Here is a 19444-nt window from a genome sequence, read left to right as displayed (position 1 = left end):
ATACGCATCACATAAACGCATTCGAATGTGTTAATGTGAAGTTACTCTCGTTGTCCTACGGAACTGAAATGATCGACTCCAGCCTGTTCACCTCCCTCACACTCGGTGGCCTGACCCTCAAGAACCGGATTGCCCTGCCCCCGCTCACGCGGTCCAGAAGTACCCAGCCCGGGGACGTGCCCAATGCCTTGATGAGCGACTATTACCGGCAACGCGCCAGCGCCGGGTTCATGATCACCGAGGGCACCCAGATAGAGCCGCGTGGCCAGGGCTATGCCTGGACGCCAGGCATCTACAGCCAGGAACAGATCGCTGGCTGGCAGCAGGTCACCCGCGCCGTCCATGAACAAGGCGGAGTGATTTTCTGTCAGCTCTGGCATGTCGGGCGCGTGTCTCATGACAGCCTGCAACCTGACAACCAGCCCCCCGTCGCCCCCTCCGCCATTCGCGCAACGGCCGTGAAGGTCTTCATCGAAACCGGTCCTGACGCCGGTGCGCTGGCCGATCCGAGCATGCCCAGGGCCCTGGAAACTGCGGAGGTCCAGGCGCTGGTCGAGTTGTATCGCGTCGCGGCAGTCAACGCCAGGGAAGCGGGGTTCGACGGCGTCGAACTGCATTCAGCCAATGGCTATCTGCTCAATCAGTTCATCTCGGAACACACCAACCTTCGCACCGACGAATACGGAGGTTCGCTGGACAATCGCCTGCGCTTCTTGCGCGAGGTGACCGAAGCGGTGATCTCGGTGTTCGGCAGCGAGCGTGTCGGCGTACGTTTTGCGCCGCTGTTCGAGACAACCGCTGAGGAACGCGTCTACCTGGGCCTGGTAGAAAGCGACCCGCAGGCTACCTACATCCAGGCAGCGGCCATGTTGAATGAGCTGGGTATCGGTTACCTGTCCATTGCCGAGGCCGACTGGGACAACGCCCCGGAACTGCCCGAGTCGTTTCGCAAGGCGCTGCGCGAGACGTTCACCCGGCCGATCATGTACTCGGGTTGCTACACTCAGGAAAAGGCCGAGCGCGTGCTTGCCGACGGCCATGGCGACCTGTTTGGTTTCGGTCGCACGTTCATCGCCAACCCCGATCTGCCGAAGCGATTCGAACAGGGCCTGCCGCTCAATCCCGTCGACTACGCCACGCTTTACGGCGGTGGTGAGACGGGTTACGTCGACTATCCCTTCGCGACGCCCTAAAATAGCCACTCCTCGGCGGGATCACTCCCGCCGGTCAAAAGGGTCAGGCAGCGAAATGACGGCATTGAACGAGGCACTCAAGGTTCTATCCAGCCCTACGCGACGGGCCGTTCTGACCTGGCTCAAGGACCCGCATCGCTCGTTCGAAGGCTACAGCCAGCTGTACGATTTCAGTGTGCATGGCGTCTGTGCCAGCCTGATTCAGGACAAGGCCGGCCTCTCGCAGCCGGCCACCTCGATCTGCCTCAAGGCCTTGCTCGACCAAGGGTTCGTCGAGGCCAGCAAGGTTGGCAAGTGGACCTACTACCGGCGCAATGAAGAACGACTCAGGGAGGCGATGTCAGGCTTGCTGACCGAGCTTGAGGTCGACACCCAGGGCTCATAGGGCCTGCCCGAAGTCATGCCTGGCCTTCATCACCCGGTTCGTGCGCCCTTCTGAATGCCAGGATTGCAGACAGGTTGTCCTCGATCCAATCAACGACGATCTCCAGTTTCGCAGCCGCCGCCGCCCCCAGTGGTGTCAGGCTGTACTCGACATACGGTGGCACCACTGGCCGGGCCACGCGCAGCACCAGTCCATCCCCTTCCAGCCGTTGCAGCGTATGGGCGAGCATCTTTTCGCTGACGCCGCCGATCTTGCGCCGCAGTTCGCTGAATCGATGCGTACCTTCCAGCAAGACCACCATCACCAGAACGCCCCATCGACTGGTCATGTGCTGGAGGATTTCCCGAGACGGACAATCGGCCTGCAGCACTTCGCCGCGGCGGACTTTCTCGGAGAAGCGGTGAGAAGCGGATTCGAGATCAACCATTGCACTTACCTTTATGTACGTACTTACTTTTCGTAAGCTTCTATTCTAGCATCGGTCGCTCTCTAACCCGAACGAAGGTGCTTCCATGATTGCTATTACCGGTGCAAATGGCCAACTGGGCCGCCTGGTCCTCGACTCGCTGCTGAAAACCGTCAATCCCGCCGAGCTGATCGCGCTGGTGCGTGACCCGGCAAAGGCAGCCGATCTGCGCGCCAAAGGCATCGAGATCCGAGCGGCGGATTACAACAAGCCTGAAACCCTGACCAGCGCGTTGAAAGGTGTTGACCGCCTGTTGCTGATCTCCTCCAGCGAGGTGGGACAGCGCCGTGCACAACACCGCGCCGTTATCGCCGCCGCGCAGGCAGAAGGCGTGGCATTGTTGGCCTACACCAGCTTGCTGCACGCAGACACATCGACATTGGGATTGGCAGCGGAGCATCGCGATACTGAACAGGCACTGGCCGAATCCGGTTTGAGCCATGTGCTTTTGCGAAATGGCTGGTACAACGAGAACTACACCGCCAGCGTCGCATCGGCTGTCGAGCATGGCGCGATCCTGGGCAGCGCAAAGCAAGGTCGAATCTCCTCGGCGGCTCGGGCGGACTACGCCGAGGCCGCCGCGAGTGTGCTGACCCAAGACGGCCAGGCCGGCAAGATCTACGAACTGGCCGGCGACGACAGCTACACCTTGACTGAGTTGGCCGCAGAAGTGGCGCAGCAATCGGGTAAGGCGGTTGCCTATAACGACTTGCCGCAGGCGCAGTACAAAGAGACCCTCGTCAGCATTGGGTTACCCGATGAATTGGCGGCAATGCTGGCTGACTCGGATGCAGCAGCTGCCAAGGGCGATCTGTACGACGGCAGCCGGCAGTTGAGCCAACTGTTGGGACGCCCCACGACACCGATTGCACCGTCCGTCAGCGCTGCCTTGAAGCCCTGAGCTCGAAGGGCCGAGTCACGGGGGCGTTCCAGGCGCGGCGCCCCCTGCTCGCCCAGCCCGTGCATCAGTGACCACTGACCGTCTGGCCAGACGCCCTGGTTCCTCCAACGAAGCCATGCACCCGAGCCTGCGCGGCGATGCCCAGACTGATCAATACCAGCACCAGCAACACCCAGGGAAAGCAACTCACGCCCCAGTGGCCCAGCAACACGCCACCCAGTAACCCGCCGCCCGCTATCGCACTGTTCCACACCACGACATTCATCGACAGCGCGACGTCAGCGCCTCTGCCTGCCGAGTCGGCCAGCGCTGTTTGCAACAGCGTCGCGGCACCACCGAACGTCAGCCCCCAGATCGCAACGCCGACATAGATGGCCAATGCCGACGCCGAGAACACGCCGAGAAAGACCGCGACCGCCGCAAAGGTGGCCAAACTGACCAGGACTGTTCTTCGTAGATGATCTTCGACCAGCCGTCCCGTGGCCCAGATGCCCACCAGCGCTGCCACACCAAAGGACAGCAAGACCAGATCCACGTCATTCGCCAGCCCGGCCTTGGAAACGAAAGGTGCGACATAGGTATAGAGGATGTTGTGCGCCAGCATCCAGGTGAACACCACCCCCAGCACCGGGCGCACGCCCGGTGTGGAAAAGACCTCGCGCAACGCCATCCGCTGCGAGGATGAATGCCCCGGGTAGTCGGGCACTTTAATCAGCACCCAGACGATCAATACCAAGGTCATTCCAGACATCAATCCGAAGGCCATACGCCAACCCATGAAACCGCCCAGCCAGGTCCCCAGTGGCACGCCCAGCGACAAGGCAATCGGCGTTCCGATCATCGCCACCGCCAGCGCACGGCCCTGCAGTCGCGGTACCACCATGCGTCGAGCGTAGCCAGCGATCAAACTCCAGGCCAGCCCCGCGGAGACGCCCGCGAAAAATCTGGCCACCAGGGTCAGCTCATAGTTGGAAGACCATGCAGTGATGGAGTTGAACAACAGAAACCCTACGATCGTCATCAACAGCACCGTTCTGCGTCGCCAGCTTTGGGTGGCGATGGTCAGCGGAATGGCCGCCAGCAGCGAACCCAATGCATAGACGGTGACCATCTGCCCTGCCAGTGATGGCGAGACGTCCAGGCCGCTGCTGATCTGCGGCAGCAATCCGGCCGGCAATGTCTCGGTGACGATGCAGATGAAACCGGTCATCGCCAAAGCCAGCAATGCGCCAAGCGGAAGCTTTTCGCTGTGTCGCTCATGTGTGGTCATGCCTGTCCCTTTCGATTTATATACTGGTCGGTATAAATGTAAGGCGATAGCGTGCAGTGGTCAACGACTTATGTATCGGTTAGTATCTAAGTCTTGCAGAAGGAGACTCGACATGGCACAGATGGGACGTCCGCGTACATTCGACCGTGATGCCGCAATCACCCAAGCGATGCATCTGTTCTGGGAGCATGGCTACGACGCCACCTCGCTGAGCCAGCTCAAGGCCAGAATCGGGGGCGGCATCAGTGCGCCCAGTTTCTACGCCGCTTTTGGCTCCAAGCAGGCGCTGTTCCATGAGGTGATCGAGCGTTATCTCGACACCCATGGTCGAGTCACCGAAAGCCTGTTCGATACGACCCTCCCGCCGCGCAAGGCGATCGAGCTCACTCTGCGCCGCTCGGCGAAAATGCAATGCGAGCCCGGTCACCCCAGAGGGTGCCTGGTCGCGCTGGGCCTCATGAGCGCATGTTCCGAGGAAAGCAAGGCGATATCCGAGCCATTGGCGCGTACGAGAAACGTAAACCGGGCCGGTCTGGTGGCGTGTGTCGAGCGAGCCGTCAGCACTGGCGAACTAACGAAGACGGTGATCCCCGAGGTGCTCGCCACCACGTTCGACAGTTTCATGCTTGGCTTGTCGACCCTGGCGCGCGACGGTGTGCCGGCTGCCAGGCTGGACACCGCGGTCGATCAGATAATGGCGCTGTGGGATAGCCTGAATGCGAGCATTGGCCGTGAGTGCGGCGGTATCGCTGACGAGCCTGGCGAACGGAAATCCGACTGAACGGCGACATGCCGAGTTTCAGGCATGGCACCTGGCAACCAGCGTCACAACACAAACTACATTTATGACGAAATACATCTTGCGCACTAAATATTAGCGCGATAGATTAAGCCCAGCCAGTCAGTTTGCGAATGCATGGCTGACGGCACCTCCTCCAGCCATCGATGGGAAAAAGCCATGAACGTTCTCTACACCGCAACCGCAACTGCCACCGGTGGCCGTGATGGCCGTGCCGTTTCCAGCGACAAGATTCTCGACGTGGCGCTGGCCACGCCGAAAGAACTGGGCGGCGCCGGTGGTGAAGCCACCAACCCCGAGCAACTGTTCGCTGCCGGCTATTCGGCCTGCTTCATCGGTGCACTGAAATTCGTCGCCGGCCAGAACAAACGCAGCATCCCGGCCGACACCTCGATCACTGCCCAGGTGGGCATCGGCCAGATTCCCGGCGGGTTCGGCCTGGACATCGACCTGAACATCAACCTGCCGGGCCTGGAACAGGCCGATGCCCAGGCGCTGGTCGAAGCTGCCCACCAGGTGTGCCCGTACTCCAATGCCACGCGCGGCAATATCGAGGTTCGCCTGCACGTTACCGTCTGAATCACTCGCCTGACTGAAGTGCTGCCTCGGCTAGGCCGAACGGGCCGTCAATCGACGGCTCTCTCCCTTTGAACGGCAAACGCTCGACCCGTGGGTCGGGCGTTTGTCGTTTCGCGCTCGGCTTCCACGGTCTGGGTCAGCAAACTGCCCAAGCGTTCTCCGATGATCACGCAAGGCGCCATGGTGTTCCCGGTGGTCACTCGCGGCATGATCGAGGCGTCTGCCACCCTCAGGCCGCTGATGCCGTAGACCCGCAACTGCGAATCCACTACGGACATGGCATCCCTGCCCATCTTGGCCGTACAGGACTGATGCCACACGGTCGAGGCCGTATTGCGCACGAACGACTCCAACGCCTTGCGGCTCATGGCCCCCGGCATGACTTCGCGCCGTACAAACGGTGCCATTGCCGAACTGTTGCCGAGCTCGCGACAAAACTCGACTGCCCTCACCAGGGCCTGCAAGTCTTCGGGATCCGACAGCGCGCCACTGTCGATGAGCGGCGCATCCATGGGATTGGCATTCGCCAGGGTGATCGCGCCCCGGCTTTTGGGCCGCACCAGCCCAGGTAGCAGCGACCACGCAGCCGCAGGTGGCTGGAACATGGCCTGGGCCTCGGGCGTGGCTATGGGGATTTGCGCGAGAAAAGTCTGGATGTCGGGGACATCCAGGGATGGATCGCTTTTCCAGAAGAACGTCGACTCGCCGGCGTTGTTGCGCGGTGGCTGCGGTCGCTCATACTCCCAGATGCACCCGGAAACCATGATGTGGTCCTGATAGTTCTGACCGACACCTGGAAGGTCCTGAACCACATCGATACCCTGCGCGTTCAACTGCCGCGTGTCGCCGATTCCGGAGAGCATCAGGACCTTGGGTGTATTGATGGCGCCCAGAGACAGCACGACCTCATGTCGAGCCCCCAACCTGATGACTTTGCCCTCGTGAAGCACCTCCACCCCCACCGCCCGCTTACCGTCCAGCAACACCCGCAGCACATGAGTATGAGTCAGCACGGTCAGGTTGGGCTGAGCCATCAAGGGGTACACATAGCTGCGAAAGATCGAACGGCGACGGCCGTCGTCCAGGCAAAGATTGGCCAACGCGGCGCCTCCGGGCCCCTCCATCATGGCGCCGTTCTGATCGTCGTAGACCGGCAGGCCAAGCGATACGGCGGCGCGCAGCATGGCCGGTGCAACCGGATTGGGGTCTGGCGCAGGCTGGACGAAAACCGGCCCTCCCGTGCCGCGCCGCAGCGGATCCGGTGCGCCTTGCCAGTCTTCGATACGTCGAAAGGTTGCCAGAGCCGAAGCGTAGTTCCAGGCTGGATCGTCAGCCTCCCTGGCAAAATAGTCCCAGTCGCTGCTGTGACCGCGCGACCAGACCATGACGTTGATCGATGCACCCCCGCCGAGCACCTTGCCCATGGACAGGGGAATGGCTCGATGATGGAGATGGGGGTTCGGTTGTGCCTGAAACTGCCAATCGCGTTCGCCGCCCAGGTTGACGAACCACTGGCTGGCATCGGTGACACTGGGCACCTCGTCCGTGCCACCGGCCTCGATCAGCAATACTCTGACGTCGAGGTTCTCCGCCAGGCGGCGGGCAACCACCGATCCGGACGTACCCGAGCCACAGACGATGTAGTCATAGGTCTCAGCCAGCCTGGCCTTCAACTGACGTTGATTGTGTTCGACACGACGCGAGAAGTCTGCGGTGTGCATAGCGCTTGTATAGCTGTTCATGTAGGTGCCTTTGAACACCCCTCAAGCGGGTGACAACGAACGACATTGCCAGCCATTGCAAGGAGGTGCAGGTGTACGACCAAGGGCGCTGACATAGCCGCCGGGGAAACAATCTGTCTGCGAAGACACGACCGATTCTAGGGCGTGAAGAACCCCGACCTGTTACCCGGGCGGCGCTTGCTGCTTGCCTGGAAGGCGCTTTCCGATTGCACTTGAAGAGTGGGCTCAAAGAGAAGGCGTTCAGCGAGTACTGGCTCGGACCTGCGAGGGGCAAATGCCGAATTCGGCGCGATAGGCCCGGCTGAAATGGGCGGCGGTCGCGAATCCGCATTGCCAGGCGACTTCCTGAGCGCTGGGGGTGAGCGTCTGTCTGGCGCTCAGCAGGCGCTGCGCTTGTTGCAGCCGAACGTGCCAGACATGGCCCATGACGGTAGTGCCCTGGCTTCTGAACACGTGTTGCAGGTGCTTGACCGATACGTGCGCGGCGGCGGCGATCGCCGAAGTGTCCAGCCCGGTGTGCGCCAGGCTTGTGTGGATGTAGCGGCGGGCCCGCAGCAGTACGACTTCCGCACTGCGCGAAGTAGCCTTGTCCCCCGGAGCACCCAATAACGCGTCGATCAACTCCAGCAGTTGTCGACCCATCAGATCGCGAATCACAGGACTGGGCGCTACTTGTTGCTGTGCGATGCAGTGAATGAGGGCGCGGGCGGCGCGCGTGTCGGCCGAGCTCGAATCGGTAATCACCGGCCTGGGCAGGGAATGCCTGAGCCCGCGTTCGCGCAGATTGCTCTTGGGAATACGCAGCACCGTCATCTGGGCGCGTTCAGTGAAAGACTCTTGAAAAGACCGTTCGGGATCGATGAAAAACATGCTCCCGGCATCGAATCGGTGCTGCTGCCCGGCTTCCTCGATGTCGACATGCCCTTGCGTCATCAGCTTCAAGTACAGCCAATCGCCCTGCCACGAGGAGCGCTCCTCGCCCACCGGCGCCAGCACGACGCACGCCAGGTCGGCCTGGGTCAGACCGATGTGGCCCAAGGTCCAACTTCTCGATGTCGAACCTTTCGAGCGGGCTTCGTCGAGCCGGCAGTAGAGCCCGTGGTGTTCGAGCATCACCTCGGACCAGTTGGCGGCATCGTCTGGGCCCAGATCGAAGTCCATGTCGTGAGCGTCGAAGCGTCTTGGCGGCATGGTGGCGATCTCGGGTCAGGTTTCACGCTCTGTATCTCGGCCCACCCCGTGGGCAACGAGACGGGAATCAGAGGCAGGTTACGCTCTTTGTCCAACTGCGGGTCCATCTTCTTGGTGAACCGCGACCAAATTGCGTGATGATGCCCGATACGCAGACGATGCCAACAAAGGCTGTAACCAGGCTTGAGGACGGCCCGTCGTACTGTCTGTTACCAACGGTTTCGCTCGCGGCATCCCTGTCCAACAGTCTCTGACTGTGGATTGATGCGCGTCCGCCAGACACCTATCATGAGTATTCACTCATATTGCCCGCTTGTTCATCAGCCATGAGCCTGCCATGAAAGACCTGCCACCAACCGCCAGCCTGCGCGCCTTCGAAGTGGCAACGCGGCATGCCACCTTCACCTCGGCCTCCGAAGAACTGCATGTAACCCAAAGCGCCGTCAGCCATCAGCTCAGGCACTTGGAGGATCTGTGGGGGTTGAAGCTGTTCGAACGGGGCAAGTCGCTCACCCTGACACCCGCCGGAGCGGCTCTGGCGCCCATCGTCCGTGGTTTTTTCGCGGACCTGGAGGCGATGCTCGCCGAACTGAGGGAGCATAAGGGAAGAGTTCGGCTCAAGGTCAGTACCACCTACTCTTACGCACTGAAGTGGCTGCTGCCGCGATTGCCGAGTCTGGCCCAGCAGCACCCGGACATATTGGTGACGCTGGACACCACCGATACGGCAATCAAGTTCTCCGGCACCGACCCTGACGTTGCGATCCGCCTGGGCACCGGTAACTACCCCGGCCTTTATTCCGAGTTTCTGTTCCGTGAACATATCTTCCCCGTCGCCAGCCCTGCCTTGCTCGCGCGCTTCGGGCTGCCGCAGCACCCTGGCGAGCTGCTGCGCTACCCGCTGCTGACCCGTGACGGAAACGATCTGGTACCACGGTGGGAAGTGTGGTTCCAGCACGTCGGCCTGAGCATTTCCACGCTCAAGGAAAATGTCCGGTTCGCCGACACCAACATGACCGTTGACGCTGCCCTGCTGGGACAAGGCATTGCTCTGGTTCGCAGCGGCCACGTCGAGTCACAGATCGCCGATGGCAGCCTCGTCAGGCTCTTCGAGGTGCCATTCCCCTCGCCAGTGGCGTACTACTTCGTCTGCCCGAAAGGTATCGAAACCCAACCCCACGTAGTTTCATTCCGGAAGTGGTTGAGCGAACAGTCAACGCAAGCACAACTGGCCTACGATCGTGATGTCCCATGAGGTTTTGCTCATGACGCAATGAGCAGACTTCTCTGTTACATCCACTGATGGGCGGCCTAACATGGCGCATGCCTATCTCCATCATCTCCCTCGTATTGTTTGCCGCCCTGCTGCATGCCGGCTGGAACGCGCTGTTGCGCGGCGGCCAAGACCGCCTGTGGTCCATGACCGTCATGTGCCTGGCCGTGGCGGTCACCTGCATCACCCTGGCTTTGTTCATGGTCGCGCCAGCCCAGGCGAGTTGGCCGTATGCGGTGCTGTCGGGTGTGCTGCACGTTGGCTACAACCTGTTCCTGGTGCGCAGCTACCGGGCGGGCGATCTTGGCCAGACCTATCCGGTAGCACGCGGCTCGTCGCCGATTCTGATCACCCTTGGCGCAGCCCTGTTCGCCGGGGAACAGATCCAGGCCAGTGCCCTGTTGGGCATTTTTCTGGTCTCGGGCGGGATCATCCTACTGGCGTTCAGCAAGGGCAAACTCGCTGTGCCTAGCCTGCCCTACGCCTTGGGCACAGGCGCCTTCATCGCGGCCTACAGCGTCACCGATGGCATCGGCGCGCGCCTGTCTGGCGCGCCCATGGCCTATACCGTCTGGATGTGTGCACTGTGGGGTGTGCTGATGCCAGCGGTGTACATCGCACGTCGTGGCGCGCGCAGCCTGTTCGCCTGGCGGCCTGGAATGGCGACTGCTGCAGCCGGCGGGCTGGTCTCGCTGCTGGCCTACGGTATCGTCATTTATGCCATGACCGATGCTCCCATGGGCATGGTCTCGGCACTGCGTGAAACCAGCGTGCTGTTTGCCGCGTTGATCGGTTATTTTTTCCTCGGTGAAAGCCTGACCGTGCGCAAGGTGCTGGCGTGTACGGTGATCGCGTTGGGTACGGTGATCATCGGCTGAGCGCGCCAGGTCAGCGCCCCTGTGCAGGCCCCTCGAATGGCAACAACTCCACCACCCAATCGATGAACACCCGCAACTTCAAACTGATGTGTCGGTTGGGCGGATAGGCGATGTACATCGGCATGGTATCGAGCTGCCAGTCCTGGAACAGCGGAACGAGCTCGCCGCGGGCCAGTGGCGCCCTGGCCATGTACCCCGGTAGCCACAACACCCCCATTCCGGCCAGACCGGCAGCCAGGTAGGCATTGCCGTCGTCGACCGAAAGCACCGGCTGGCCGCGCACCGTGATGCTCTCGGCGGCACGGTGCAGGGTGTAGGCCAGCGCCCTGCCCGTGCGCGCCCAGAGGAAACCGATCACACGGTGCTGCGTGGCGTCGAGTTCGCTGGGATGTTGCGGCGTGCCGAGCCGGTGCAAATAACCAGGTGAGGCATAGACCCCCAGTTGCAGATCACCCAGGCGACGCGCCATCAGCGATTGATCGGTGAGCTCACCGCCGCGCACGACGCAGTCGACGTTCTCGCCGATGATATCGACCATGCGGTCGCTGACGCCCATGTCGATCTGGATATCCGGATAGCGCCGATGAAAGTCGGGCATGGCCGGCATCAGCACATGGCTGGCGAACGGGCTCGGTACGTCTACCCGCAGCCTGCCGCGCGGCGCGATCGCGGCGCTGGAAAGGCCGGTTTCGGCATCGTCCAGATCGGCCAGCAGGCGTATCGCCCGCTCGTAGTAGACGGCACCGTCGGCGGTGACGTTGACCCTGCGCGTGGTGCGGTTCAGCAGCTTCACCCGCAGGCGCGCTTCGAGCTGCTGCACCAGTTGGGTCACCGTGGTCTTGCTCATGTGCAAGGTCTGCGCCGCCCGGGTGAAGCTGCCCGTCTCCACCACCCGCGCGAAGGCCTGCATGGCATCGAAACGGTCCATCAGCACCTCATTCTGACTGGCCATTGTTTGGGAAATCCAAACAGTTCTGGCCAGACTTGCTCGTTTATGCAGCCCTGGCAAGCCTCTACTGTGGCTGCACCATAGATGACGGGTCACCCGACCCGCTCCAGGAGGCAATCCCATGACTCAGCGTGACGTCGTTTTCCCAGCCGGTCGCCAGGCGCTCTACGAGCGCAACCGCTACTCCCCCGCCGTTCGCAGCAATGGCCTGCTGTTCGTGTCTGGCCAGGTCGGCAGCCGCGAGGATGGCTCGGCCGAGCCCGACTTGCGGGACCAGGTGCGCCTGGCATTCAAAAATCTCAACGCCGTGCTGCTGGCAGCCGACTGCACATTCGATGACGTGGTGGACGTCACGGTGTTCATCGTCGATCCGCAGTCCAGGTTCGAGACCATCTGGGAAGTGGTGCCCGAATACTGGGGACAAGCCCCCTTCCCCAACATCACCTGCGTGGGCGTTACCTGGTTGTATGGATTCGATTTCGAGATCAAGGTGATAGCGAAGCTGCCGCCGCAAAGCTAAGTCGCTCGAAAACTCCACACGATTTCCACGACATGCTCGCAGATGACCAGACAGTTCAGGCACAGTGCGCTCGGGTCTGGTCTACCATGGGACGGGCGAACACAATGCGCCAGTCGCGAAGCGTGCATCCGCCCACTCATTCGCCCAAGAGCCCAGCATGCTGATTTCCGCAGTCCTCAACGGCCAGCCCTTGCTGCTGGCAGAGCACCCCGAGCCGATGCTGCCGTGGTGGAGCTTCACCAAAACGGTGCTTGCCGCCACCGCACTGACCCTGGTCCGTGACGGGAGGCTGGACCTGGACGAGCCGTTGACGGGCCACGACTACACGTTGCGCCACCTGCTGCGGCATGAGGCGGGATTGGCGGACTATGCCGAGCTGGCCGAATACCATACCGCCGTCGCCAACCGTGAGCCGGCCTGGTCGGCGCAAGAGATGCTGCAGCGCTTGCAGGCCGATCGGCTTCGCTACAGCCCTGGCGCGGGCTGGCGTTATTCCAACGTCGGCTACCTGCTGGTGGCCAGGCTGATCGAACGCACCACCGACCTGCCGCTGGCCGATGCACTGCACGCGCGCGTGCTGTTGCCATTGGGCATCGCCAACGTGCGTTTCGCCATCGATCGCGCCGATCTGCAGCAAGCCTGCACCGGCCTCGCCACGTACGACCCAGGTTGGGTGTATCACGGCTTGCTGATCGGCCCGCTGTCACAGGCCGTACTGCTGCTTGACCGTCTGTTCAGCGAACACCTGCTGCCTGGCGACTTGCTGCAGGCGATGCAGGAAACGCACACCCTGGGCGGCCCGATTGCCGGCAGACCCTGGAGGGCACCGGGCTATGCATTGGGGCTGATGCGCGGTCCGGTGGAAGGCGGTGTGGTGTTGGCAGGGCATACCGGCTGCGGGCCCGGCAGCGTCGTCGCGGTGTACCGAGGCTGCCTGGGTGACGTCTGCGCCAGTTATGCAGCTTTCGCCCAGGACACCAGCGAAGGCGCTGTCGAGGCCTGCGTCGTCGAGCACATCTGCCGCCATCTCAACGGCTGAAGCGCGCTCGATCGACGCTCGGCGGCCACTCAGCCCTTCAGACCTCTTCGTCCTGAAAGGCCTCTTCGCGCTTCTTGCGAAACGCTGGCAGCACCATCATCACCAGCAGAATGGCGGACGCGGCGAAGAGCACGGCACTGATGGGGCGCTCGATCAACACGACGGGGTCACCCTGAGAGATCAACAGCGCGCGGCGCAGGTTGGTCTCCAGCAGCGGCCCCAGTACGAAGCCGAGCAACAGCGGCCCGGGCTCGCACTTGGCCTTGCGAAACAGATATCCCAGCAGGCCGAAGATGATCACCAGGGCCACGTCGAAACCTCGGTTGTTCACGCTGTACACGCCGACGCAGCAGAACAGCAGGATGGCCGGAAACAACAGACGGTACGGTACCCGCAGCAAACGCACCCAAAGGCCGATCAATGGCAGGTTGATGACCAACAGCATGACGTTGCCGATCCACATGCTGGCGATCAGCCCCCAGAACAGTGCCGGTTGGTTGGTGATGACCGACGGGCCGGGGGTAATGCCGTGGATCATCATGGCCCCGAGCATCATTGCCATGATCGAGTTGGACGGAATGCCCAGGGTCAGCAGCGGAATGAACGAAGACTGCGCGCCGGCGTTGTTGGCGGCTTCCGGTGCAGCCACCCCTTCGACCAGGCCTGTGCCGAACTTCTCCGGGGTCTTCGACATCTTCTTTTCCAGGGAATAGGCACTGAAGGCGCTCAACGTTGCACCGCCGCCCGGCAGTACACCGAGAAACGTCCCCAGCGCCGTGCCCCGCAACGTGGCCGGCCAGGCCCGGCGGAAATCCTCACGGGTGGGCCACAGGCGCGTGATCTTGCCGGCCAGTGAGGTCTTGGCCTCGCCGGACTCCAGGTTGACTGCGATCTCGGCGATGCCGAACAGGCCGACCGCGATAACCACGAAATCGATACCGTCGTACAGGTCGGTGCTGCCGAACGTCAGCCGGGTCGAACCGCTGCTCACGTCGATGCCGATCATGCCCAGCAGCAGGCCGATGCAGACCATGCCGACGGCCTTGATCACCGAGCCGCTGGCCAGGATGGTCGCAGCCAATAACCCGAACACGGTCAACGCTACATATTCGGCAGGGCCGAACGACAGCGCGAACTTCGACAGCAGCGGCCCTGCAACGGCCAGGGCCACGGTCGCCACGGTCCCGGCGAAGAACGACGCCAGCGCTGCGGTGGCCAGTGCCGCGCCAGCCCTTCCCTGCTTGGCCATGGCATGGCCGTCCAGCGCCGTGACGACCGCCGAGGCTTCACCCGGCAAGTTGACCAGAATGGCTGTGGTCGATCCCCCGTATTGAGCGCCGTAGAAAATCCCTGCCAGCATGATCAGCGCGGCCAGCGGCGGCAGGAAGTAGGTGATCGGCAGCAGGATCGCCACGGTCGCCGTCGGGCCGATGCCCGGCAGGACGCCGATCAAGGTACCGAGCAGCGCACCGATCAGGCAGAACGCCAGGTTGGTCGGGCTCAACGCTTCGGAAAAGCCTAGGTACAGCGCGTCGAACATGTCCATCAGAAGGGCCCCACCGGCATTTGGACGTCGAGTCCGTAGATGAATACGAGCAGCCCGAACAGGGTCAGCACGGTACTGGAGATGAGCACCTCGCGGACCCGCCACGCTTTGTCGGCCATGCTGCCGAAGATGATCAACCCTGCCGCGGCGATGACGAACCCGGCCAGCTCGGCGGCCAGGGCGAACCCGCCCACCGCTGCCAGCAGGATCAACAGCGGTCGCAGCTTGACCGGGTCGATCGACTCCACCTGTTTGAACAATCCCATGAGCCCCACGACCAAGCCGAGGATGATGATCAGCGAGCCGATCATCAGCGGCATGAACCCGGGCCCCATCATGGCAGCGCTGCCGGCCGGCAGGTCGCGCGTGGACCACAGCACCAGCCCGCCGAGGCCGATGAAGATCGCGCTGGCCAGCAGATCGGGGCGGTTGCCCCGTGCGGTCAAGCTCATTTCACCCATGGCGACGCGCTCCAGAGCTGCTGGAAACGCTCCGTCTGCGCAGGCATCTGGGCCGCCCAGTCCTCACCGGACAGGTAGGCGATCGGCAACGACAAGTCCTTGGCCTGCTTGAGAAAGGCCGGATCCTCAAGCACCTCCTTGACGGCCACGGACATGCGCGCGGCGATCTCCACCGGGACTTTGGCAGGCGCGGCAATGCCGCGTTCCGAGGTCATCACCAGGTCGACGCCCTGCTCCCTGGCCGTGGGCAGGTCGGGTTCCTGGGGCATGCGTTCGGCGGAAAACTGCGCCAGCACGCGGTACTTGGTGTCATCGCTCAGCTCGCTGATGTTCTGGCCGGCCGCGCTGATGTGTCCGCCCATCAAGGCGGTGCTGGACTCCGATGCGCCACCGAAGGGAACGTGGGTCAGCTCGATGCCTGCGAGCTGGTCCAGTTGCACCATCATCAGGTGATCGTCGGTGCCCACGCCGGAGGTACCTACCGACAGCTTGCCGGGTGCAGCCTTGGCAGCCTGGATGAAATCGTTGAGGGTTTTGTAGGGCGAATCGTTGGGCACGGCGAGCACGGTGGGGTCGTCGACGATACGTGCCACCGGGCGAATGGAGTCGGCCGCATAGCCCACCTTGCGCTGCACTCGGGTGCTGAGAAAACCGGGGGTGTTGATGAACGCGAAGGTGTAGCCATCGGGCCGTGCCTTGCTCAATGCGGTGTAGGCGATTTCGCCAGCGGCACCGGGCCGATTGACGATGACGACTTTCGCCCCGAGACGTTTTTCCAGGTACGGCTGCATGGTGCGCGCCATCACGTCGGTGCTGCCACCGGGCGCATAGGCCACGAGAAATTCGATTGGACGGTCTTCCGGCCAGGCCGCGTGAGCACTGAACGAGCTCAGGGCCAAACCCACGAGCGTTGCGGACAAAACGGATTTGCAGTGATTCATGAAGTGTTCCTCAGTTGTTTTTATGTGAGGCAACAAGCGTGTTCGGGGCGTATCTGTCAGCTTTTTCGGATGATGCACGTAGGCAGGGTTTCGAATCTAGCAGAATAGAACGCCATTTTAAAAGCGATTAATGACTGGCGGACAGCCAGTGCTTCACGCAGGTGAACGCATGCATCATGCCTGACCCGGCAGCACGCAACCCTTGGCCTTGAGCGCCGCGATCACCCACGTGCGGTCATTGCTGCCCTGCGCGATCTGCTCCATCTGCTTGTGCTCGGCGGCGTACTTGGCAGCCGCCCGCGCGTACACCTGCTCGACATGCTCGAAGGGCACACACAGCAAGCCGTCCTCATCGCCGATCACCAGATCGCCGGGCTCCACCACCATGCCGTCGATGGCGATCGGAACGTTGACCTCACCGGGGCCATCCTTGTACGGCCCGCGGTGGGACACTCCGGCGGCGAATAGTGGAAAGTCGCCTGAGGCGATGTTGGCGGCATCACGAATGGCGCCATTGATGACGATCCCCGCCACGCCGCGCTTGATGGCGTAGGCGACCATCATTTCGCCGATCAGCGCATTGGTCAGGTCGCCACCGGCGTCGACCACGATCACGTCGCCCGGCTCGGCGATGTCCAGTGCGTAGTGCAGCATCAGGTTATCGCCAGGCCGCGCCTTGACCGTCAGCGCCGGTCCGGCCAGCACGCCTTGACGGTGCATGGGCCGCAGGCGGGCGCCAGCGGCGGTCATGCGATTCATCGAATCACTGACGTTGGCCACGGGAAGCTCACGGAAGCGCTCGACCCATTGCGGGCTCACGCGGCGTGAACGTTGCACAACCTGAAAACCGATGCTCATGTGACATACCTCTGCTTGGTGTTATTCGATGTCATGGATAGGTGGCGTTTTTTAGAATTGCATTTCATAAATGCCAAATCAACACCCAATTCAATCTATCCTGCGGAGGAGCAAGACTTTATTTTCAGAATTATCGCAACGTCGTTTCATTATGATAGATTCGAGTGCCCGTCGAGACCAGGTCGCACACCGCGTCCCGGCTGGAACCACTCACACATAAAAACAAGGTATTCACGATGCCCCGCACCGTCTTGCTGACCGGTCCCGAACTTGCCCCTGAGGCCATGCGCCTGGCCGCCGCCGAGGGCCTCAGGATCATCGCCACCACGCCCTATCTGCCCGAGACCGAGCTGCTGGCGACCATCGCGAGCGAACAACCCGACGCAATCATCGTCCGCCAGGGCCAACTGACTCGGGCAATGATCGACGCTGCGCACTCGCTTAAAATCATCGCCAAGCACGGCGTGGGCTATAACACCATCGACATCCAGGCGGCTGCCGAGCGAGGCATTCCCGTCACCATTGCCGCAGGGGCCAACGCGCAGTCGGTGGCCGAACATGCATTTGCCCTGATGTTCAGCGTCGCGCGGCAGACCGCCCGGCTGGACGCACGCCTGCGCGCCGGCCATTGGGACAAGTCATCGGCCAACGGCATCGAATTGTTCGGCAAAACCCTGGGGCTGATCGGCCTGGGCGCTATCGGCAGCATCCTGATGGACCTGGTGGCGCCGCTACGGATGCGCGTCAAGGTCTACGACCCCTACCTGCGCGAGCTGCCGCAGCGGACCCATGTCGAGCGCGAAGAAAACCTCGACCAGCTGTTGGCCGACAGCGATGTGATCAGCCTTCATTGCCCGCTTACCGACAGCAACCACCACCTGATCGGTGCGGCGCAACTGGCGCGCATGCGCCCAGGCAGCGTGCTGATCAACACCGCGCGCGGCGAGCTGGTGGATACCCAGGCGTTGGTGGAGGCATTGAAACAAGGGCGGATCGCCGGTGCCGGGCTGGACACGTTCAGCCCCGAGCCGCCGCCTGCGGACAGCGCGCTATGGGACCTGCCGACGCTGGTCGCCACGCCCCACGTCGGCGCCAACACCAGCGAAGCACGCGACCGGGTGGGCCTGGTGGCGCTGCAGCAGATTCTGGCCGTCTGGAACGGTGCGCAGCTGGACCCACGCTGCGTGGTCAACCGCCACCTGCTGGGCCATTGATCGTCGTCGGGCGCTGCCGATGAAGGGCGGCCTTGCGGGGAACGCTATTGGGCGGCGGTTGGCTCAGCGCTGGCTGCCTGCTCGTCCGCCGGCTTGAAACCCAGGCTGCGCATGAGGTCGCGCGCGGTGTCGAACAGCAGCGCCCAGTGGCTTTCAGCCGCTTCTTCGGTCAGGCGGCTAGCAGGTCCGGAGATCACCAGCGCGCCCATCAGCTCGCGCTGCGCGCCATACACCGGCAAGGCAATCGACGCGGCGTGTGGGTCGGTAGCGCCCTTGGAGAAATAGGGTTTGTCCAGCGACGTGCCGATCTGGACCGGCACGCGCAATGCCTGTGCCCCCGCCGCTTCGTCCATCGGGCGCATGTCGCCGGGCTGCAGGTTGAGCCTGAGCCGATGCGCCGAGTTCACCCGGAACTGGCACATTCGGTAGGCGCCGTGGCGCACGTAGAACGAGGCGGTCTCGCCGGTTTGTTCAGCCAACAGGTGCAGCCGGGGCATCACGTGGCGCTCCAGGTCCAGCGCCTCTTGATACACCGCGTTCAGCCGCATGACTTCGCTGGCGAGCTGATAGCGTCCGTCGGCCATGCGGGTGATGTAGCCATGGTCTTCCAGCGAAACCATCAGCCGCATGATGGTGCTTTTGATCAGCCCGGTACGGTTCACCAACTCGACCAGACTCAGCGCCGTGTCGCCGATGGCGAACGCGGAAAGCACCGTGAGCACCCGATCGGCCGAAGCGACTCCATTTACCGCCGGACGCGGGCGCGCTTTTACCATCAGACAATCCTCAGTGGCGATCCCCCGACCAAGCTGGCGGGGCTGCGCGTCATTATCCGACAACCACCGTATGGCGGCTACAACTGAGCGCTGCGCATTTCGCCGCTGACACAATTCCTTAACCGCCTTGCCTGTAGGGTACCCCTGCAGCCACCGGGACTCACCTCAAGGTGGCTGTGGTGACATGCCGTCTGCATCTGTGCAGTAGCAGCGAATCAGACATTAATCCCCTCAACAAGGAGAGACACCATGAGCACCACTACCCCAGCAGCAAGCACCAGCAGCGCCGACGCAGCGATCGAGAAAATGACCGCTGCCTTCGACTCGGCCATCGAGAAATCGGCCAAGGTGACTGAGATCACCACCGAGAAGAAGTCCGAGCTCGACGCCGCCAAGCAGCGTCCGCAGAACTGATTCGCTGGCGGGTGGCGTGCTGCGCCACCCGCCCGTTCTTGTCGACGCC

Annotated in this window: 21 protein-coding genes; 11 read left to right on the top strand and 10 right to left on the bottom strand. The window is 62.4% G+C overall.

Annotation, left to right across the window (positions count from 1 at the left end; translation table 11 throughout):
• Positions 1–68 precede the first annotated feature (68 nt).
• The gene (locus IFT44_RS00210) at positions 69–1193 is read left to right on the top strand and encodes an alkene reductase (protein WP_122478640.1); all 1125 of its coding nucleotides are present in this window, start codon (positions 69–71) and stop codon (positions 1191–1193) included.
• Between the two features lie 55 nt (positions 1194–1248).
• Complete coding sequence (locus IFT44_RS00205; protein WP_122478642.1) at positions 1249–1578, top strand: ArsR/SmtB family transcription factor; 330 nt, start codon at positions 1249–1251, stop codon at positions 1576–1578.
• Positions 1579–1591: 13 nt separating this feature from the next.
• On the opposite strand, the gene IFT44_RS00200 is transcribed toward IFT44_RS00205, so the two are convergent.
• On the bottom strand, positions 1592–2005 hold the full coding sequence (locus tag IFT44_RS00200; protein WP_192102250.1) for a winged helix-turn-helix transcriptional regulator: 414 nt from the start codon (positions 2003–2005) through the stop codon (positions 1592–1594).
• Positions 2006–2090: 85 nt separating this feature from the next.
• Between IFT44_RS00200 and IFT44_RS00195 the strand changes: the two genes are divergently transcribed.
• On the top strand, positions 2091–2945 hold the full coding sequence (locus tag IFT44_RS00195; protein ID WP_192102251.1) for an SDR family oxidoreductase: 855 nt from the start codon (positions 2091–2093) through the stop codon (positions 2943–2945).
• Positions 2946–3009: 64 nt separating this feature from the next.
• Here the strand turns inward: IFT44_RS00195 and IFT44_RS00190 are convergent, their stop codons facing one another.
• The gene (locus tag IFT44_RS00190; RefSeq protein ID WP_192057350.1) at positions 3010–4215 is read right to left on the bottom strand and encodes an MFS transporter; all 1206 of its coding nucleotides are present in this window, start codon (positions 4213–4215) and stop codon (positions 3010–3012) included.
• 112 nt (positions 4216–4327) lie between these two features.
• Between IFT44_RS00190 and IFT44_RS00185 the strand changes: the two genes are divergently transcribed.
• Both IFT44_RS00185 and IFT44_RS00180 read left to right on the top strand, forming a co-directional pair.
• Positions 4328–4996 carry a TetR/AcrR family transcriptional regulator gene (locus IFT44_RS00185; RefSeq protein WP_185793615.1) on the top strand — a complete coding sequence of 223 codons (669 nt, stop codon included), beginning with the start codon at positions 4328–4330 and terminating at the stop codon, positions 4994–4996.
• 177 nt (positions 4997–5173) lie between these two features.
• Positions 5174–5593: an organic hydroperoxide resistance protein gene (locus IFT44_RS00180; protein WP_192054306.1), complete on the top strand. Its 420-nt coding sequence runs from the start codon at positions 5174–5176 to the stop codon at positions 5591–5593.
• A 47-nt stretch (positions 5594–5640) separates the two neighbouring features.
• On the opposite strand, the gene IFT44_RS00175 is transcribed toward IFT44_RS00180, so the two are convergent.
• Positions 5641–7335, bottom strand: coding sequence for a GMC family oxidoreductase (locus tag IFT44_RS00175; protein WP_192175201.1), 1695 nt, complete (start codon positions 7333–7335; stop codon positions 5641–5643).
• Between the two features lie 240 nt (positions 7336–7575).
• Positions 7576–8526 (bottom strand): AraC family transcriptional regulator, encoded by a 951-nt coding sequence (locus tag IFT44_RS00170; RefSeq protein ID WP_192175200.1) that lies wholly within the window; start codon positions 8524–8526, stop codon positions 7576–7578.
• Positions 8527–8863: 337 nt separating this feature from the next.
• Between IFT44_RS00170 and gcvA the strand changes: the two genes are divergently transcribed.
• Positions 8864–9781 (top strand): transcriptional regulator GcvA, encoded by a 918-nt coding sequence (gene gcvA, locus IFT44_RS00165; RefSeq protein ID WP_192054302.1) that lies wholly within the window; start codon positions 8864–8866, stop codon positions 9779–9781.
• A 68-nt stretch (positions 9782–9849) separates the two neighbouring features.
• Positions 9850–10677 (top strand): EamA family transporter, encoded by an 828-nt coding sequence (locus IFT44_RS00160; protein WP_192175199.1) that lies wholly within the window; start codon positions 9850–9852, stop codon positions 10675–10677.
• A gap of 10 nt (positions 10678–10687) precedes the next feature.
• On the opposite strand, the gene IFT44_RS00155 is transcribed toward IFT44_RS00160, so the two are convergent.
• Positions 10688–11605: a LysR family transcriptional regulator gene (locus IFT44_RS00155; RefSeq protein WP_192057768.1), complete on the bottom strand. Its 918-nt coding sequence runs from the start codon at positions 11603–11605 to the stop codon at positions 10688–10690.
• A 142-nt stretch (positions 11606–11747) separates the two neighbouring features.
• Here IFT44_RS00155 and IFT44_RS00150 point away from each other — a divergent pair, with 142 nt between their 5' ends.
• The gene (locus tag IFT44_RS00150; RefSeq protein WP_192057356.1) at positions 11748–12146 is read left to right on the top strand and encodes a RidA family protein; all 399 of its coding nucleotides are present in this window, start codon (positions 11748–11750) and stop codon (positions 12144–12146) included.
• A gap of 157 nt (positions 12147–12303) precedes the next feature.
• Positions 12304–13185 carry a serine hydrolase domain-containing protein gene (locus IFT44_RS00145; protein WP_192136588.1) on the top strand — a complete coding sequence of 294 codons (882 nt, stop codon included), beginning with the start codon at positions 12304–12306 and terminating at the stop codon, positions 13183–13185.
• A gap of 37 nt (positions 13186–13222) precedes the next feature.
• Here the strand turns inward: IFT44_RS00145 and IFT44_RS00140 are convergent, their stop codons facing one another.
• The 4 genes from IFT44_RS00140 to IFT44_RS00125 form a co-directional block, all read right to left on the bottom strand.
• Positions 13223–14731: a tripartite tricarboxylate transporter permease gene (locus IFT44_RS00140; RefSeq protein WP_192102259.1), complete on the bottom strand. Its 1509-nt coding sequence runs from the start codon at positions 14729–14731 to the stop codon at positions 13223–13225.
• On the bottom strand, positions 14731–15192 hold the full coding sequence (locus IFT44_RS00135) for a tripartite tricarboxylate transporter TctB family protein (RefSeq protein ID WP_185793630.1): 462 nt from the start codon (positions 15190–15192) through the stop codon (positions 14731–14733). Before IFT44_RS00135 ends, IFT44_RS00140 begins: the two co-directional genes overlap by 1 nt.
• Positions 15180–16133, bottom strand: coding sequence for a tripartite tricarboxylate transporter substrate binding protein (locus IFT44_RS00130; protein ID WP_192047365.1), 954 nt, complete (start codon positions 16131–16133; stop codon positions 15180–15182). Before IFT44_RS00130 ends, IFT44_RS00135 begins: the two co-directional genes overlap by 13 nt.
• A 174-nt stretch (positions 16134–16307) precedes the next feature.
• Positions 16308–16991 carry an RraA family protein gene (locus tag IFT44_RS00125; RefSeq protein WP_185793632.1) on the bottom strand — a complete coding sequence of 228 codons (684 nt, stop codon included), beginning with the start codon at positions 16989–16991 and terminating at the stop codon, positions 16308–16310.
• Positions 16992–17227: 236 nt separating this feature from the next.
• On the opposite strand from IFT44_RS00125, the gene IFT44_RS00120 reads away from it, so the two are divergent.
• Positions 17228–18205, top strand: a complete 978-nt coding sequence (locus tag IFT44_RS00120; protein WP_192175198.1) for a hydroxyacid dehydrogenase — start codon at positions 17228–17230, stop codon at positions 18203–18205.
• A 44-nt stretch (positions 18206–18249) separates the two neighbouring features.
• Here the strand turns inward: IFT44_RS00120 and IFT44_RS00115 are convergent, their stop codons facing one another.
• Positions 18250–18981, bottom strand: a complete 732-nt coding sequence (locus IFT44_RS00115; protein ID WP_192175197.1) for an IclR family transcriptional regulator — start codon at positions 18979–18981, stop codon at positions 18250–18252.
• Between the two features lie 249 nt (positions 18982–19230).
• Here IFT44_RS00115 and IFT44_RS00110 point away from each other — a divergent pair, with 249 nt between their 5' ends.
• On the top strand, positions 19231–19395 hold the full coding sequence (locus IFT44_RS00110; protein WP_167335519.1) for a hypothetical protein: 165 nt from the start codon (positions 19231–19233) through the stop codon (positions 19393–19395).
• The last annotated feature ends 49 nt before the right edge of the window (positions 19396–19444 follow it).

The organism is Pseudomonas sp. CFBP 13710 (assembly GCF_014842235.1).
Lineage (GTDB): Bacteria > Pseudomonadota > Gammaproteobacteria > Pseudomonadales > Pseudomonadaceae > Aquipseudomonas > Aquipseudomonas baltica.
This window is presented reverse-complemented; position numbering and strand designations above follow the sequence as displayed.